We start from the raw sequence: 18,622 nt of genomic DNA on the forward strand, positions 1-18,622 counted from the left end.
ACTATCAGACTATCTTTATTGCTGGAATCCCTATATACGTCCCGTTTTCAGTTATATCCTTAATCACCACAGCACCTGCACCAACTTTGCAATTGCTAGTGATGTTTATGTTATTGCATACTGTACTCCCAATACCCAACCACGTTCCTTGTCCAATTCTCACTGTACCAGCTATATGTGTTCCTGGTGATACATGGACATAATCTTCAATCCAAGTATCATGGTCTATTGTGGCACTCGTGTTAATAATGCAGCCTTTCCCAATTCTAGTACAACAATTAATTACTACTCCAGCCATGACTACTGATCCGGGCGCTAGTACAACTTCTTCCCCTATAACAGCAGTTGGATGAATCAAAATAGGAATGCTAGCATCTTCAGCTTCAAGTTTCTCATGAATCTTTTTTCGTGTGGCATTATCACCAACACCTACAAAAATGTCGTAATCATATATTTGTTTATGTGCATTGGCTGATTTACCGATCACTTCTATACCCATTGATGACTTAATACTTTCGTCGTCATCTAAAAAGGCAATAGTCTGCCATTTATTCATTTTTAATGCAATGTCAGCTACAACTTTTCCGTGTCCACTAGCACCTATTATAAGAAGTTTGTTTTTCATATCTCCAATCTTCTCTTTTGCGATCCCTTAAAAGGCTCCATCGTAGCTGCAGTTTCTGAATTAATGCCTTCTCTAATGAAAACCTTTTTCATGGTCAAAAAAATAATATTCCAATCACCAATAAAACTAATATTGTCTACGTACTCTACATCCATATTAAACTTATCTTCCCAATTAATTGCATTCCTGCCCCTTACCTGTGCCATACCAGATAAACCTGGTCTTACTTCATGACGTCTCTTTTGATGTTCATTATAAAGTGGTAGATACTGCACCAATAATGGTCTAGGCCCTATAATGGACATATCTGACCTTAGAATATTAAATAGTTCCGGAAGTTCATCAAGCGATGTAGAACGTAGGAACTTCCCAAACTTCGTCAACCTGATACTATCAGGAAGTAGTTCTCCATTCTCATATCTTTCATCTGTCATCGTCCTAAATTTATACATCATAAAAATCTTCTCATTAAGCCCCGGTCTTTTTTGCTTAAAAAGTACTGGACTACCTAGCTTAGCACGTACTAGAATAGCAACTACCAAAAAAACTGGACTGAGAACTATAATAGCGATTAAAGATAGAATAACATCCATCGGCCTTTTAATTATTCTTCTATAGATTCCACCCTTAGAATTCTTCATTACTCTAACCACAACCCCTTTACAATCTCGACAACTCTCTCCAAATCCCCAACTGTCATCTTCGAATCACTCGGCAAACAAATACCATTCTCAAATAATTTCTGCGATACATCCGTTCCAACAAAATCATACTTCTCAAAGAATGGCTGCATGTGCATGGGCTTCCAGATAGGCCTAGATTCGATATTCTCTTTTTCAAGAGCGTCCATGATATCAATCGGTCTAACTATACCCTTCAAAATCATACTGCTTAACCAATAGTTAGGCTCATTCCAATCATTACTAGGCATGAACTCAACACCCTCAAGTCCACCTAACTCTCTCTTATAAAACTCAAAAATATATTTCTTCTTCTCCACTCTCTGCTCTAACACCTTAAGCTGTCCTCTACCAATCCCGGCAACTACATTGCTCATACGGTAATTAAACCCTAATTCACTATGCTGATAATGCCTTGCAGGATCTCTAGATTGCGTAGCCCAGAACCTAACTTTAGCAATTCTCTCTACATTGTTAGAAACAAGCATTCCACCACCTGAAGTAGTAATGATCTTATTTCCATTAAAAGAAAAAACCCCATAATCGCCTAAAGCCCCTGTATGTTTTCCTTTATAATAAGTGCCTAAAGACTCTGCTGCATCTTCTATCAAAACAACATTATGCTTTTTACAAAGTTCTATTATTCTATCCATATCTGCAGACAAACCATAAAGATGCACTACGATAACTGCCTTCACCTTGGGATACTTTTCAAAGGCTTCTTCTAAAGTGTCAGGACACATATTCCAAGTTTTATAATCACTATCAATAAAGACAGGGATTGCATTTTGATAGATAATTGGGTTGGCTGTTGCAGAGAAGGTTAGTGAGGTGCAGAACACTATATCCCCTTCACCCACTCCCGCAGCTCTTAAAGCTAAGTGAATAGCCCCAGTGCCAGAGGACAGTGCTGCAGCAGATTTAGAACTTACCTTTGCAGCCAGCTCTTTTTCAAATTCATTTACGTTTGCTCCAAGAGGAGCAATCCAGTTCGTGTCAAAAGCTTCCTTCACATATTGCAATTCAAAACCTTCATCACTCATATGTGGCGATGAAAGAAATATTCTGTCTCCCATAATCTAATACTCCCATCTAACGTTAGGTAACTTCTTTAGTTTGTTAGGACTTAATTGGAATTAAGAAATGCGACTTCCAACTAACTACTAACCCTCTAACAGTAAATCCATTTAAGGGCTCCTAATTAATAAGAAACAAAAAACTAATTTCAACGCTTTTAGGTAACTCACTAATAACTACTTAACTAAAAGAATTGAAATTAGTTTTCTATTTTACTCGCATAAGATAACAAAAAAATAATTAAGGGCATTTAACCCTCCCTCACATCAAACCATCGACGATGATGTCTAAGGATATTCTCCCACGGCTTGATCGAGTGCCTACAATAGTATAGGTACAGTAGACATTACCTGAGTCAATACTTCATCAATTCAATCTATTACGAAACATTCTCATACCCTGGCACGATATGCTTTACTACATCCTTAATAATATCCTGCCCTTCTCCAAGCACCTTCTCTAGACGTTTAAATTCCAGTTCCAATTCGGTGTGACTGATGGTTGAAGGCTTTCCAACAAAGATCCGATTATGTATAGTACTAGTAAGCCCTTCTTCATTCGTTAACAACTCTTCGTACAATTTCTCACCTGGACGAATTCCACTAAACTCGATTTCTATATCTTCACCAGGAACAAATCCAGAAAGTCGAATAAGATCTGTGGCCAAATCCAGAATCTTAACCGGCTGTCCCATATCTAGAATAAATATCTCCCCGCCACGAGCGAACGAACCTGCCTGTATAACTAGCTGTACAGCTTCCGGAATCGTCATGAAATACCGAATCATCTCCGGATGAGTAACCGTAACTGGCCCACCCCGAGCGATCTGCTCCTTGAAATGCGGAATTACACTCCCTCTGCTTCCGAGTACATTACCGAATCGAACAGCTACGAATTTCGTCTTACTGCTCCGCCCTAGAGATTGGATGTACATCTCCGCTATACGCTTGGTAGCGCCCATTATACTGGTAGGGTTTACAGCCTTGTCTGTCGAGATTAATACGAAGCGCTCAGCACCATATTTATCAGCAGCATCTGCAACATTCTGTGACCCGAATACGTTATTCTTAATAGCTTCTTCGGGATTTCGCTCCATCAAGGGAACATGCTTATGAGCGGCTGCATGAAACACGACTTGTGGCCTGTGTGCGGCGAATACTTGTTGAATCCGCTGCTTGTCCTGTACATCGGCAATGACACTCTCAATCTGCATATTTGGGAATAGCTGTCTAAGTTCCTTATCGATTATATAGATCGAATTCTCACCATGTCCAAGTAATAGAAGCTTCGATGGTAAGAACGGTGATATTTGTCTACATAATTCAGAGCCAATAGACCCCCCAGCACCGGTAACTAAGACAGTCTTACCTGCTACATAATCTGCGACTCCCTCAAGGTCTATAGAAACTGGGTCACGACCTAACAGATCCTCTACCTCGACGTTACGAATTTCTTTCAAGCTTAATGGTTTGCCCTGGATCAGTTCATCCAACTTGGGAACAATCTTCAACTGTGCATTCGTCTGCTTACAGATGGCAATGATCTTGGAAGTCTCGTTCCTGGATAGCGACGGGATGGCCAAGATAATCTCATCAATTCGATGCTCGCTCACTGCTCTAACGATTGACTCTCTCCCCCCGAAAATCGGAATTCCGAGAATTCTCATGCGCTGTTTATAAATGTTGTCATCTATAAACGCAACTGGATACAGGGGTGAGGCAGCATTCTGCTTCAACTCTTTGGCAATAAATATCCCGCATGCTCCAGCTCCAATAATAAGCGCACGCCTATGATCCTTATTCCTCTTAATGTAATTATCTCTGAATATTCGCCAACAGAATCTCGCTCCTCCCATAAGCAATAATGTTGTCTCAAACGTGCGAAGGAAGATGGATAACGGAACTATATGACCAGATAGAAAACTTGTTATAATATAAGAAGATATACCGCTGAAAACAACTGCGTTGAATAGCGAGATCATCTCACCGATACTGGCGTACTGCCAAACCCGATTATATAACTTAAAGTAATGCAAAAAAGCAGCACTGAAGAGCGCTGAGACAATTAAATAAATAAACGACTGATCAACATATATTTCTGGAATAACCCCATTAAATCGGAACAGATATGAGGTGTAGATACTTACGCCTACTATCAGTATGTCCATCAGGACTAGAACTGTCATTCTCCTAGAGTAGTTCATAAGTCCTCCTTCTTATGTACTAATATCTGTATGATATTACCATAACATATAATGTAAGCTTTGAAAACGATTATTCAGGTGCGGCACCATAGTAATAGTAGTAGTAGGAGTCAGCATGCTTCCGATCAATATTATTAAGAACAACCCCGAGAATCCTGGCTTTGACATGTTCAAGACTGGCCTTCGTCTTCACGGCCATATCTGTCTTCACTTTACCAGAATCGATAACCAGTATTACACCGTCCACCTTGGTCGCTATAATCTGCGCATCCGTCACGGCCAGTGCAGGAGGGGTGTCGATAAGAATAATGTCATATTTTTCTTTCAGTTCATCCAGTATTCTCGTCATTCGATTCGAGGAGAGGATCTCTGAGGGATTCGGCGGGATAGGACCTGCTGTGAGGATGTCGACTCTCTCAATATGTGTCTCCTTGATTACTTCCTGAATAGTAGCCTGACCCGTAAGCAGACTAGTGAGTCCCCAACGGTTCGATTTGGAGAATGTATGATGCATGGTAGGTTTACGTAAGTCTGCATCAATAATGAGAACATGCTTATGGGATTGAGCATACACAACTGCCAAGTTAGCAACCGTTGTAGATTTGCCCTCACCGGGTCCAGCAGAAGTAAGCATTATCACCTTCACACTAGCGTCGATAGAGGAGAATTCTATGTTTGTCCGAAGAGCTCTATATGCTTCCGATATGGGTGACTTAGGGTTCGTGTCCGTAATAATCGGCCGTTGATTCTTCAGAGTTCTAGTTAGTGGTTGTGACATTCGGTGTCTCACCTACCCTTGTTCGTGGAGTCGCGTGCTGTGTTGTCCCTAGATCTTCTTCCTTCATTTTCGAAATCATAGCCAGTGTAGGAAGACCAAGAATATTCTGAATATCTTCCTCACTCTTGATCGTATCATCGAGATACTCTAAGAGAAACGCGATGCCGAATGCAACCATCAAGGATACAACCAAACTAATCGCTATATTCAGTTTCGGATTCGGCTTGACCGGAACCGGATTATTACTAGGTTTCGCTTCGTTCAACATGGACACATTGTCTACCTTGTAGATATTGCTGATTTCTACTTGGAACACTTTGGAGACCGCGTTAACGATATCTACTGCTTTGTTATAGGATTCATCTTGTACAATCAAAGTCATCACTTGCGTATTATTAACCGAGCTAACTCTTACCTTGGAGATTAATTCACCTACAGTTAAATTTAGAGCCGGGTATTGAACTGCGACCTTCTCCATAATTGCCGGGGTCTTAATAATTTCCTTATAAGTGTCAATCAGTCTTATATTCAAATTTATATCGTTAATATTGAGTTGATCCACGGTCGATCCAACACGATCCATCGATTTATTCACAATTAACTTGGTAGAAGCTTCATATACAGGCTTAATAAACAGGTAACTAACCAGGCCTGTGACGAGAGTTGAGCACACTACTATGATTACAATCATCCATAACCGTTTGCGAATAATCTTGATGTAGTCCTTCAAATCTAATTCCATTAGTGCCCTCCAGTTAATGAGCGAAATCCCCCTCCCTATTGAACTGAGAGGAGGATTCCGACCATTTTACTTATTAATTAGTCTGTATAATACGACAGCGGCTTGGGCTCTTGTCGAGTTGCCATTCGGATTAAATTGTCCTTCGGCCTCACCGATGATGATTCCTTTGTTAGCCGCTAATGCTACGCCGGCTTTTAAGCTATCATTGATTTCTGAAGCATCATTAAAACCTTTAAGGGACGCTACTACGTCTGCATCGCTGTAACCTTTAGCCAGCTTCAATGCTCTAGCAGCCATGGTAGCCATCTCAGCGCGAGATATCGAGGCATTTGGAGCGAACTCAGTATCGGTACGTCCGTTGACAACTCCTGCTTTGACTGCAGCTGCAACATAGGAAGCGAACCAGTCGGATGCGTTAACATCGGTGAAGTTTTCTTTGGCAGTTGCATCTTCAAGGTCAAATGCTTTTACCAACATCTTAGCGAACTCAGCACGTGTTACAGCTTCGTTAGGAACGAAGGAGCCTTCTGCGCGGCCTTCAATTAGACCCTTAGCAGCTGTAACTTCCACTTGACGACCTGCCCAGTCTTTCACCGATGCCATGTCATTGAATACTACTTTGTTCTCCACAACCGTGTAAGTAGAGAAATTCTTACGCTTAGCGTTAAACACTTTCTTAATTGCGTCATAAGCACCGCCGTAGAACTCCAGCTTGCCGTCAATAATCTTCGCGAATACAAGTAGTCCTGTGTCCACTCCGTCTACTGATCCGATTGGAACTTGAACCTCAACTGCCTTTGTGAACGTCCCTGAAGACCCGCTATCCGTTGTGAATGTAAATTCAAGTACGTCGGAAACAACTTTTTTGTCGGTAGCCTCGGTCGCAACAGAGTTGTTTTGCTTGGTGATAGTAAGCTTGGTGTCCGAACCAAGATCCGTAAGATCTACATTAAGTGTAACTCCATTCACCTTGAATGCCAGTGAATCTACACCCGCTGCCTTGGCCTTGTCTACCAGACTCTTAGTGATTGGAACTTCTGTCGTCTTAGCATTCACTGTACCAAGGTCGATCGTTGCAACAACTTTCGGCTTCTTGTCTGTCTTATCCAATCCTGCAGAGGCCTTTTCATTCACTTTATCTACATTCTTCGATATGTTCTCGAATTGCTTGGTAAGAGCAGCCTCATCTAGCTTAGGTGTTGCTACATCACCCTTCACTTCAACTGTTTTGGACAAATCTAGCGTAGCGATCTTCTCGATGGCTGCCTCCAGAGCGGCAAATAGTTCTTCAATATTCTCATCAGTCAAGTTGTCTAAGTCAGGGATAGCTTCGAACAATCCTTCCAAAGCCTTACCGACTTCTTCCAATGCTTGATCAATCTCTTTCTCAGTCAATCCTGTCTCATCATCTTCTTCAACAGGAGGAAAGGTCCCACCGCCGCCTGTGCCGCCGCCATTGTCTCCGCCGCCTGTGTTACTCTCATCGTAAACTACTGAGAGATAGGCCGCTGCGATAGCTTTACTTGCTAAGCTTAAAGAAGGCGCAACTGTATGTAAGCTATTTTTTACAGTAGCAAGATTCTCAATTGTAATTCCAGATCCATTGATAATGGCAGCAATCTTGGTAGAAGAACTGGCAAGCACTGAACTCAACACAGTATCAAGAGTATCCGTCGTAATCGCTCCAGGATTCGAGATATTCCCTAATGTAGCATATGACTTCATTGCAAGTTCAAGTTCGCGAACGAAGGTCGTAAGATCTTCAATATCAGGCGTGGCAGAACCGGTAATCTCTGCAAGGAATTTGAAATCATTATAGTAGTGTTCTCTAACAAAATTCAGATCATCGAAACCCGTTGCAAAATCTAAGCCGGTAATAAAACTAGCTATTCCCATCAGATGATTCTTAAAATCAATTATTTCTTGAGGTGTTTTGCCTGCTGTTGTAGCCTTTGATTCAATCTTGGTCCAAACAGGTCCCAGTAATGTGGGTAGTTGGGAAACAACTGCGTTAAGCTCATTTTTTGCAGCTAGAACAGTGCTCCAGTTATTGGTACTAACCAACTTAGCTTTTAGTTTATCTAATCTTGCTTTTAATGTAGCAGCACTCGGTGGCAACGTGGTATTTGCGGAAGCATGCTCAATCCCAAGAGCCCCCATCACACCTTTCTGGGACAAAGGAACCCCTACTAATCCCCCAGCTATCAAACTAGCAGCTAGTGTGGTTGCTGCGACTTTTTTCATCAATTTCATAGTCTCACCTCTTGAGTAAATTTGTCGTTTAATATTATATGAGTAATATTATTCATTACTTATGTACTAGGACTTACAAAAGTTTACCATCATCACTTATTAAAATCAATATAAACGTTGGTAGAATTCCCAAATATTATGCATTACCAAAACTTATACCATTTTTTCTTATTTGGCATATGCTCACGAGCTCGAAAGACCTGATCCTTTACTACACATTCTGCATTTGATTTGTAATACTCCATCAGGTCATTTCCTAAAGTTCTCTCTATATAGGTGTAAGCTTGTTGCAAATCAAATCCCCTGTGCACCATATGGTGGGCGTCCGTTGAGATGAAATGGACCAGGTTCCTCTTGCAGAGCTGAAGGGACAACTGCTGCACTCGGGAACCAAACACGCCGTTAATGGAATGGCTCGTAACTTGGGACAGTGCCCCCCCTTCAATTAGTTGAACCAGCAGCTCGGGATTACGGGCTATCTCTGCGTTTCTCTCTGGGTGTGCGATAATGGGTTGAATGTTATGAAGGGAGAGCTCATATATGAAATCTAACGTATTTGCAGGTATGCTGCTTGACGGGAATTCAATCAGAATATAGGAAGAATCATTCAAACAAAGAAGGTTCCCAGTCTCCCACTCTTCTAGGAACTGTTGTGTTAACCGGATCTCCTGACCGCACAACACTTCAAGTGGAATGTTCGCCCTGTTCAGTTCCTCATTCAATTGATTAACGAGGCTTTTTACCAGCAGTGCCGGATTATTATATTTGCCATTCGCATGATGCGGGGTTGCGATTACAGTATGAATGCCGTTCTCTACTGCTGCCCGAGCTAGCTGTAAAGAAGCTTCCATCGTATCTGCTCCATCGTCTATTCCGGGAAGAATATGGGTATGTATGTCGATCATGTGTGGTTTCTTCTCCAACATCTATTATATAGGACTAAAGGGAAAACTTCTGTGTATTCTCTCACATTCTAAGCAAATAGTTCGATATACCTACTCAAACTTACTCATCATTATAAAGAAACTTATTAACCATTATATCGGCAAAGTTTTGCTGAAATATGAACACTATTGCACTAGTAATTATTGGTATCTACAAGGAATTGCTTTTTAGCCTCTCCAACTTAGCCTTCACCTTCTCAAGCTCCGGATGTTCCTGTACGATTTGTTCATAGCGCTTAATAGCCTCTCCCTGCTTGCCTGATATACGGGTTAAATCAGCTAGGGCAAGATCCGCTTTCCAATTTAAAATATTTCGGTCAGCTGTGACGGTTCCACGGTAGGTTTGGAAGGCTTCTTTGGATTGATTCAGATTCTTTTCTGCATTCTGCAGTAACAGCACTGCCTTTCTCATCTGAACTTGTGCCAAATGATACATAGCATCCGGGTAGTTAGGTTCCACTTCCAGGGTTCGAAGGCATACCTTTTCTGCTTGGTCGAAATCTTGTTTGCTCATGTAAATTCGGTGCAGGTACATCAGAATGTCAGCAAGCCTGCCAAATTGTGGAGTTTTCTCTGCTGCACGTTCTGCTTCAAGAAAAATATGTTGAGCCTTGTCAATATCACCTGTCCCCAATGTTTCACGACCGTAATACAACAGCCAGCCAGGGTTATCTGGCTCTTCGGCAACCATTTGCTCCAGGAGGTTGAGATTGCGATTCAGCTTGTCCTTTTGCTGTATAATATGAGGCTCATATCCATCGTGATGCAAGCGAACCCGTACGGACTGCCGGAAAGCCCCGCCCTCGTACATATTCTTCCCCTCAACGACTACTTGTTCATGTACACGCCCGTAATAATGGAGCCCCCGATTAAGCGGGAACATACGCGGCAAAGAATAATCCCTTGACTCTCGACCACTCATATAATTAACCTGACATACATTGAGGATGGTTGGGAGTTCGGTTGAATGAAATAGAGCAGCAGCCTCCCGTACAGCTGCGACATCCTCTAGGAATAGCCACTCATCGGCATCCACCCATAGCACCCAATCACACGTGATGTGAGGAAGCCCTTTATTGCGTTTTCCCGCAAAATCATTATTCAGATCGACATTACAGATCAGCTTAACCTTTGACAGATGCTCTATCAGCTCGATCGTACCGTCAGATGAATCGGAATCTACTAATACTATGATTTCATCTACAGCGTCTACTAAGCTATTAACACAGCGTACTATACACCTTGCTTCATTGCGCGCAATAATAGCAGCAGCCACTGTGACAGGAGGTAATGTTAGTAGCTCGTCGACCGCTTGGCGAACTGGGCCATCCTTTCTATTCTTGAGAGCTTTCTCTACGGCACCCGTCCAGACCGCTTGCGGATCGAGCAGCCAGCCGCGGTCTAATGCACGTCGCGCTTGACCTGCGTAACCCTGATGCAGAAGCGCTTCACCCAAGTACACCCATGCTTGAGCATGGAGTGGATTGGTACTTATGAATTCGATGGCTTGCTCCTCTGCTTGCTTGAATAAACTGGATTCTAATAAACCTCGAAGACTATCTATAGGTGTTAAGGTTTTCGTGCTTAAGGCGGATTCTTTGATTTGGTCCATAGGTTCGCACCTGCTTCTGAGAGATGAAGGAAAAAAGAAGGCCAACATGTGTGTTGGCCTATAGTTGTGTAATTTGATTATAACCTGCCTTGGGCTACTTACACACTCTAATGATTAAAGTGTTTTCTGGGTCCTCCTTATTTACAAGGGAGTCATCGGAATCGTTACACGAATTACACCTTATGAGTTCCACTGAACAGTAAGGTCACTGCTTTAAAAGAAAGGCCAACACGAATGTTGACCTTGGGTCTAAGGCAATATGGCTTGAATCAATATGAGCTAGACTCTATAGGGGGATATCGGGATAAGGGATAAACACATAGAAGATGAACCGTCTGGTTATCATGTTTTCATCGGTCAGCAAAATAATGACACCTCCTGATCCATTAACAGGTATGTTAGGCAGGTCTCCGCCTATACTATGAGCGGTCAGAGTCAATACGTTATTTGTTAACGATACCGATTCAATCAGTGGATGTGACTCGCCATAAACTGTCGCGGTAACGGTCCCTGTCATGCCAGCTGTGTAATGAGTCATATCAAGTGTTGTAGTTAAAGAATTTTCTGGAAAAATCACAGCTCCATAAATAGGTATGGTCGCTACTACACTAATGTATTTGGTAATGATGCCATCCGAAACTTGAACTACAAATTCTTCGCTACCACCTACTGCATCGGGCTTGGCTGTAAAGATCAAGTTACCATCCGATAACGAAACAGATTGAATTTGATAGAATGGCGTATATACATTAGCCGTGACAGTACCTGTCATTCCAGATAAATAACTGCTTATGTCAATAGAAGCGTTCAGCGACTGCGGCAGGAAAATAACCTGCTCATCCATATTTTTAACTATGAAAAGATCTACAAACTTCGATGTATCTCCATCCGATAACCGAACTGTAACAGGCTCAGAGCCGACCAAAGTATCCTCGTTAGCGTTTAGACGTAAGGTTGTTCCTGATAAGGAGGTCGATTTGATCAAAGATGAAGTTGCCCCTACAAGGTAAGCGGTTAAAGATCCTGAATTCATGTCCGTCACATATTCGAGTATGTTGTAGGAAACTTGTCGTTCCCCCTTACCAAAAGATAAAATCTCATCTACGATAGCCACACCTACATATTCATAATCATATTCGCCTGAGGTTCCACCTGGAAGCCCGTCAGATGCAAAGAGCCTGAGCTCGGTGTATCCCTTATAGACGTCTGCCGTTACGGATATTACCGCTGGGCTTGGATTATTCAGTGTTACGCTTGGCGATCCGTAGACAATTCCAGTAAACGATGTAATAGCATCCCCGTCGGGGTCATCAAACCAATCGGCAGCATTCAGTGAGATGGTTGTTCCTTTTTTGATCCCCAATGGCCCATATCCAATAAATTCTGGGGCTTGATTGGTCTTGAGTTGAATGATATAGGATGCCGGCGCTTCATCCGGGTTGTTTCTAGCCTTTACTATGATCGTACTGGAGATTGGATAATCCGCATGGACATCCAACATAGTGGGATCTGAAATATTCCTCGGGAACCATTCTCCTACCGTACGATACGTTTCTAGCCCCTGACCAATTGCTGTTACCATGTATTCCGTTGCATTCGTGAATATATTTTCCAAGTTAATCTCGGTTCTAAAAGCTCCATCAATGTCAGGCATATATTGAAGCCCAATATTGTCTACAAGTACACCTGACATTACTTCAAACTCATCATATATGGACCCGCCATGTCCATCATTCATAACCACAGCAACGGATGAAACTCCATTGGTCAGTCCTCGCAGCGATAAGGTGTTCCCAAGTATTGTAGCACTTACATTTGCATTATTTGTGATAGCTGAGAACGACCAACTTCCATCCGGAACTACATCAAAGTAATGATCGAGTAAGAGTTCGGTTGAGTGGGATGAGTTGTTCGGAATTGTTATATCAGGTATGCTCCCATATGTGCTGGAGACAACTGTCGCTGTAATTGCATATGGAGTACCAGTTCCATGATTACCATCAGAAGCGGATACGTTAATCACTCTCGGCAGTCCGCCCGACGGTGAGCCAGCAGATAGAGACAATATTCCGTTAGTCAATCCAATCCCCTTAAACTCCGAATAACTTCCAGCCGTATGATTAAAGACTAACTCATCATCATCTATATCAGTAAATATTTGATTCAGATTGATAGCAGCTTTTTGGCCTTCTCTTAAATTAAAATGTCCATCATTATGAACTCCGCCCCGATAATCAGCAGAAACTGAAGGTGGGGAATTCAGATTCACTGTCAGAACAAAATCAGCACTTGCGCTTAACATTCCATCTGTAGCGGTAAGACGTAAGGAGAATTCTCCCGCATTGGTAGGTGTCCCGCTGAATGTGAGGGTATTGGGATCGAACATCAACCAGTCTGGTACAATCTCGCTATTTGATAGTGACAATGAGTAAGTGAGAGTATTCAGATCCGCATCAGTGAAGGTATTCGCAGGGAGTTGGAGATGAAATGGCTTATTAACTGTAGCGAGCTGATTCATTATGGGATAAGAGAGTACTGGCGCATGATTCTCAGCATCTACGTAAATATAGACGGTTACTGCTCCCGAGTATTTATTCCCATCCCAGACTTTATATGTAAAGCTATCCGTTCCCGCAAAATCAAGCTGTGGCGTATACACAAAAGAACCATCCGAGTACATAGATAAAGTTCCGTACGTTGGACCCGTCTCCTTGATTGCGATTAGATTCAGACCGCTACTCGCCAAATCATTATGCAGCACGCCTGTCGCAGCATTCACTGTTAATGTAGAATTCGTATGCAAACTGTATGTATCTGGAAAAGCTATTGGTGCACTACTTTCTACCTTAACCTGGAACTGATGGGTTGCTGTAGAAGTAGGAGTAGACTGCTGGTCATTCGCTTCCACTGTAATCGTGAGCGCTTGCGAGCTATAGGATTGACCAGTAATTGTAAGAATGTTGCTGCTGTTGATGTATGCGTTCACGTTCAATCCGTGGGAAGGCATTGCCGGAGCAATCCTGTACGACAATAAATCCCCATCCTCATCACTAAAAAAGTCGTCCATGCTCAGCGCAATAGAGCCGTTCAAAGGCACATTCAAATTCGTAATCTCACTGTGTTTGGCAACAGGAGCGAGGTTGACTAGTGGAATATAGGGCTTGACGGTATTTAGCAGGCTTTTATAGTCTTCAACATTCTTCCCGGGGTGAACATTCATATATTTCACAATCTCATCCACTCTAATCTGCTCATCCTGATTCATGTCCAAAGTGCTTGGTGTCTCCGCCGTTAAGCGGAATCGTTCAAGAACAATACCCGTTTGATCTGCTTTGCGTGCTGTAACGGTTACCATTGTCGTGCCTTTTTTCTTCATGCTTATATGTAAATTTCCGCTCTGAATCGTTACCTTTGCCACATTGTAATTCTGAACTCCGATGGTGTACATCAACTGACCTGCATCTTGAAAAATATGATCCAAATCAATCGTCAAGCTATCCCCGACATTGAGACTCTGGCCCGCTAATTGATTCGTTATTTGAGTCTGGATAGGGGTGATAACGACAGGAAGTATCCCAGGCGATATAACTACTGCTCCTATGGCAGTCGGAACCGCCAATATCAGCGGACTTAAAGCAGCAGTTGCTCCAATGAGCTTCGCTACTTTTTTGGCGATCTGCTTCTGTTTGTGCCTCTTATTTTTTGGCATAAAGGTGTCTCTCCTTACAACTTATAATTGTACCCACGGTTGAATATCCATTTCTTTCTAACTGTATTCATATTCGATTTATATAGTGAAAACCCTGCCAACATGAATGATAAAAAACTGTGAATTTCTTCACACTTTTTGCCCAAAAAAACCTGGATCGCTTCAAATGAGAAGGACCCAGGCTCTTTATATGCTCTTTTATTTTAAGCTTGAAGCTTATTCTTAATATACTCGGACGCCGCCAACTGAAGACTAGGCGCCTTGTCATACAATAGCAAGGTCGGCACATTCGGCAAATGTGCCAGATCATATTGGGAGCCAAGGTGAACTAACGCTAACTGACCAGGTTTGGATAATGCATAATGGTTCAGCTTCTCCAGAACCTCCGGCTTCATCAGCTTGTTGAAGGTAAGCGCGACTAGCAGTCTGTTGTTAGCACGGCCGCCGTCAAGCTCCTTCGAATCCAGAAACTCAGCTATACCCTCATAAGTACGCAGGGCCGTGTCATTAGCAATAAAGCTCTCTCCGCCAAGTTCCTCAGCCAAGATGGTTAGCTGATCATCCCAAGCTAATGTCCACTTATCTCCATTGGTCACAGCAGTCTGCAGCGCCGCTGCAAAACCATTCACATCTTCCATTGCACCTTGAGCTATCTTCAAACTAACTGCTTCATATTCCGGACGCAGGAAAACTTCTTGATTCAGTTCTTTCAGCTTGAATTTGTCCACGGTCAGCCCGTATTTCTCTTTGGCTTTCAAGATCCGCAGGACAGAAGCATCGATGTGAGATTCCTCAAGTTCACCACTGCAAGCAGCTGATAGCACACGTGCAAAGATCTCGCGGCCTTCATCTATGGTGATGGCACAAACGAGCAGGATATCTGCTCCCGCTTGCAGCGCCATTACGGAAGCGTCCGCTTGTGAGAACTGTGCGGTGACGCCCTTCATCGACATGCCGTCGGTGACGATCAAGCCCTCGAAGCCCAACTGCTCACGCAGAATTCCCGTTGTGATCGGGTTCGACAATGTGGCTGGCAGCCCGCTTGGATCCAGGGAAGGCACGGCAATATGCCCTACCATTATAGCATCCACACCTGCAGCGATTGCACGGCGGAACGGCTCAAGTTCGAACTCTTCTATTCTGGGGCGATCGAAGCTGAGGATAGGCAATGCAAAGTGAGAATCTACGCTGGTATCCCCATGTCCTGGGAAATGCTTCGCTGTAGCAATCATGCCATGATCCTGGTACCCTCTGATTACAGCGGTGCCCATCCGGCTGACGAGCTCTGCGTCTTCACCGAATGAATGTGTCCCGATAACCGGATTGAGAGGGTTGTTGTTGATATCTACTACAGGACTGTAGTTGAAGTTGACTCCGTATTCTAGGGACTCTATCGCTGTAATGCGTCCGGATTGATAGGCCAGATCTTCGTCTCCGGATGCTCCTACGGCTTTATTTTTCGGGAAATGGGTTGCCCCTCCGCCCTTGACGACGAACTTGCAACCAGCACCCGCAACCAGATCAGCCGCGATGAATAACGGAAGACCTTTCTCCTGCTGAAGCGAGGTCTCCTGAAGGGTTGATGTCAGTCGATGAACCTGTTCCGGATCCTGCAGGCTCTGCATATCAAGGAACATGCCTCCAACCTTCCACTCGCGAATGGCGACATCGACGAACTCAGAGTACAAAGGATTTCGATTGTAGAATGTGAATAATTGCCCTACTTTTTCCTCCAGCGTCATGCTCTTCATAATTGCTTCTAGTTGCTGGTCGTTTCTCATAAAGGTCTCCCGTCTAATCAAAGATCGATTCATCCAAAAGTCCAAGCAGCATGCCTGTCGGGATCATCGCATTGGTCCAACCGCTTTCCATGCAGTAAGGTCCCCACCCAGTATCCCCGTTATTGCCAAAATATTCACCAAGACCTAGATCGTAGGCCCTCATCCAACCGCCATTGAACCGCGGGTCTTGACTGCTGATCTGGATTCGGCACAAGTACTCCGATAATTCGCGATAAAGCTTCTCGTATTTGGCTTCACCTGTTGCCTTCCAAGCCTCCCATACATTCATCAGCAAAAAATTGTTCGTATAGAGCTGGTCCGCGATTCCTTCGCCATTGTGAATATATACGCCTGCATCCTCTTGGCCGAAGCGATCTGGATCTGGATTGTCCGCTTCCTGAATGCCGCCTGACGGATGCTGCCAAGACAGCAAATAATCGGTTACTCGTGCCAAGCCAGCACTAATGGTTCCGCTCGGATCATGCTTCCCAAGGTAAGCCAGCGGCAGGATGAATCTCCCGTAACCTGAGGTGCGGCTGTACATGAACTTCAGCTCGTCTATATGCTCTAGCAAATAAATCGAACCGCGTATAGCTGTATCCAAGTAATCCTTTTCACCTGTTACGAGGTAAGCCTGGATAAATGCCGCGTGCGCAATGCTCTCAAAATGCGGGTTCATGCTCGGTTTGAGCTCTGCCGCTATACGTTCCCGGCCCATCTCCCCCAGTTGGATGTCCGTCACCACATTTGCTCTAACGCCTGTCTTGTTCTGAGTAGCCAGAAGGCCTTCCGCAACTAACATTCCCTTTGTGCGGTACTCTTCTTTACGGGTTTGGCGATACAAGTAGAGAAGGACCAGACATACCCAAGCATTATCGTCTGTAAAAATCTGATGAGGCTTCTCACCTGGGTATTGGTACCATTTATAGAACCCGTAGGAAGGGGAATTCGGATCAAGATCTTGATAACCGCCATCCACTAGCGACTGTAAAAGTCCATGGGACGCATCGATCCATTCTTGCTTACCGATTGATTTGCCATATAGATAAAACATTAGTGCCGTGTGCGCGTGGCAATCTGGACGACGATCGTAAGAGACGGAAGCTGTAACGGAATGTATATTCTCATACACTCCTTGAAGCCCGTCTGGCTGAGGCAGCATACCCGATTGGACAAACCAGTCTATGCTTCTGTGGACGGCTTGTTCGGGTGAGGCACTCTCTGTATTCTGCAACGCTTGCGGCCACATGGCAAAAGGAATGCCTGTCCGCTCAGAGAGCGCGCTTACTACCTCTGACCAACGTGCATGCGGACGCAGTGCAGTCGTTTCCTCGTTGCTGAACAGGGCAAAGTTAGCATTTACAACTAAGCCTTTATCCAGGCTGCGAACGGCTAGAGCCGGGTATCCTTTGATAGCTGCGGGAGGTTTATCGTGATCTCGCTCATGATCATGGTCACGGACACTGCCGATCGCGGATACATGAGTTTCCTTGAAAGGACCGAATTCCAGCCACACATCGCCATAGAAAGCGAATCCGTGCTGCAACGCTCCTTCCCATTCCAGGATGCTCCCTGCGGGAATTGCTAGATTCGCGGCTGTTGTAGTGCGCAGCTTTTCGAGCGTACGGCGGCTTTTGCGGAAGTCCTGCTTCCAGCCGGTCAATCTAGAGGTCGGAAAGTCAAACGCCGCCACAAGCTCCACATACAGCTTGCCCCCTTGGCTCACATAATGCCAAAGTGCGGCCGTTTCCTCCTTGTTCAGTTCTATTTGCTCCTCGATTGAAGATGAGCCGATCACTGCGATGGCATCATACGCCTCAAGCTTGGTTTTCAATAAGTCGGTTAGAGCGTAGCTCTTGCTTCCCTTCACAACCTCTCTCTTAAGCGGCGTATGGGAAAATACTGCGATATTCATGGTTGTCCTCCTTAATATTTGTGATGCGTAGCGCCTGGGTGAAAGTGCTTCGCGCGGCGCGGGGGCGCGCCAAAGCGGATTTTCCGCTTTGCAGCGGCTCGCGCGGACGCGGGGGGCGCGCGCTAAAGCGGATTTTCCGCTTTGCAGCGGCTCGCGCGGCGCGAGGGCGTGTGCTAAAGCGGATTTTCCGCTTTGCAATGGCTCGCGGGGCGCAGTGGCGCGGGCTGAAGCGGGTTTTCCTGCTTATTTCACGCGTTCGGTCGCACGAGCTCAATTTAGCACGGGTATTCCGGCTTATTTCGT

Annotated in this window: 12 protein-coding genes; all 12 read right to left on the reverse strand. The window is 44.2% G+C overall.

Annotated features, from left to right (window positions below):
• Positions 1-4: 4 nt before the first annotated feature.
• The 12 genes from AC58QD_RS27460 to AC58QD_RS27515 all read right to left on the reverse strand — a co-directional run bounded on the left by AC58QD_RS27460 (position 5) and on the right by AC58QD_RS27515 (position 18,319).
• Entirely contained in the window at positions 5-625 is a 621-nt protein-coding gene (locus AC58QD_RS27460; protein WP_497338227.1) for an acetyltransferase, read from the reverse strand.
• Complete coding sequence (locus AC58QD_RS27465; RefSeq protein ID WP_497338228.1) at positions 622-1,266, reverse strand: sugar transferase; 645 nt, start codon at positions 1,264-1,266, stop codon at positions 622-624. Before AC58QD_RS27465 ends, AC58QD_RS27460 begins: the two co-directional genes overlap by 4 nt.
• The gene (locus tag AC58QD_RS27470) at positions 1,266-2,381 is read right to left on the reverse strand and encodes a DegT/DnrJ/EryC1/StrS family aminotransferase (protein WP_497338229.1); all 1,116 of its coding nucleotides are present in this window, start codon (positions 2,379-2,381) and stop codon (positions 1,266-1,268) included. The genes AC58QD_RS27465 and AC58QD_RS27470 overlap by 1 nt, the downstream gene beginning before the upstream one ends.
• 380 nt (positions 2,382-2,761) lie before the next feature.
• The gene (locus AC58QD_RS27475; protein ID WP_497338230.1) at positions 2,762-4,585 is read right to left on the reverse strand and encodes a polysaccharide biosynthesis protein; all 1,824 of its coding nucleotides are present in this window, start codon (positions 4,583-4,585) and stop codon (positions 2,762-2,764) included.
• A 70-nt stretch (positions 4,586-4,655) separates the two neighbouring features.
• The gene (locus AC58QD_RS27480; protein WP_497338231.1) at positions 4,656-5,363 is read right to left on the reverse strand and encodes a CpsD/CapB family tyrosine-protein kinase; all 708 of its coding nucleotides are present in this window, start codon (positions 5,361-5,363) and stop codon (positions 4,656-4,658) included.
• Entirely contained in the window at positions 5,344-6,105 is a 762-nt protein-coding gene (locus AC58QD_RS27485) for a YveK family protein (RefSeq protein WP_497338232.1), read from the reverse strand. Before AC58QD_RS27485 ends, AC58QD_RS27480 begins: the two co-directional genes overlap by 20 nt.
• Before the next feature lie 66 nt (positions 6,106-6,171).
• The gene (locus tag AC58QD_RS27490; RefSeq protein WP_497338233.1) at positions 6,172-8,358 is read right to left on the reverse strand and encodes an S-layer homology domain-containing protein; all 2,187 of its coding nucleotides are present in this window, start codon (positions 8,356-8,358) and stop codon (positions 6,172-6,174) included.
• A 143-nt stretch (positions 8,359-8,501) separates the two neighbouring features.
• On the reverse strand, positions 8,502-9,263 hold the full coding sequence (locus AC58QD_RS27495; protein WP_497338234.1) for a tyrosine-protein phosphatase: 762 nt from the start codon (positions 9,261-9,263) through the stop codon (positions 8,502-8,504).
• 190 nt (positions 9,264-9,453) lie between these two features.
• Positions 9,454-10,914: a tetratricopeptide repeat-containing glycosyltransferase family 2 protein gene (locus AC58QD_RS27500; RefSeq protein WP_497338235.1), complete on the reverse strand. Its 1,461-nt coding sequence runs from the start codon at positions 10,912-10,914 to the stop codon at positions 9,454-9,456.
• Between the two features lie 286 nt (positions 10,915-11,200).
• Positions 11,201-14,623, reverse strand: a complete 3,423-nt coding sequence (locus tag AC58QD_RS27505) for an Ig-like domain-containing protein (protein ID WP_497338236.1) — start codon at positions 14,621-14,623, stop codon at positions 11,201-11,203.
• 203 nt (positions 14,624-14,826) lie between these two features.
• Positions 14,827-16,404 carry a glycoside hydrolase family 3 protein gene (locus AC58QD_RS27510; RefSeq protein WP_497338237.1) on the reverse strand — a complete coding sequence of 526 codons (1,578 nt, stop codon included), beginning with the start codon at positions 16,402-16,404 and terminating at the stop codon, positions 14,827-14,829.
• 13 nt (positions 16,405-16,417) lie between these two features.
• Positions 16,418-18,319 carry a hypothetical protein gene (locus tag AC58QD_RS27515; RefSeq protein WP_497338238.1) on the reverse strand — a complete coding sequence of 634 codons (1,902 nt, stop codon included), beginning with the start codon at positions 18,317-18,319 and terminating at the stop codon, positions 16,418-16,420.
• Between the last annotated feature and the right edge of the window lie 303 nt (positions 18,320-18,622).

It is taken from the genome of Paenibacillus sp. J2R1T-4 (assembly GCF_059692235.1).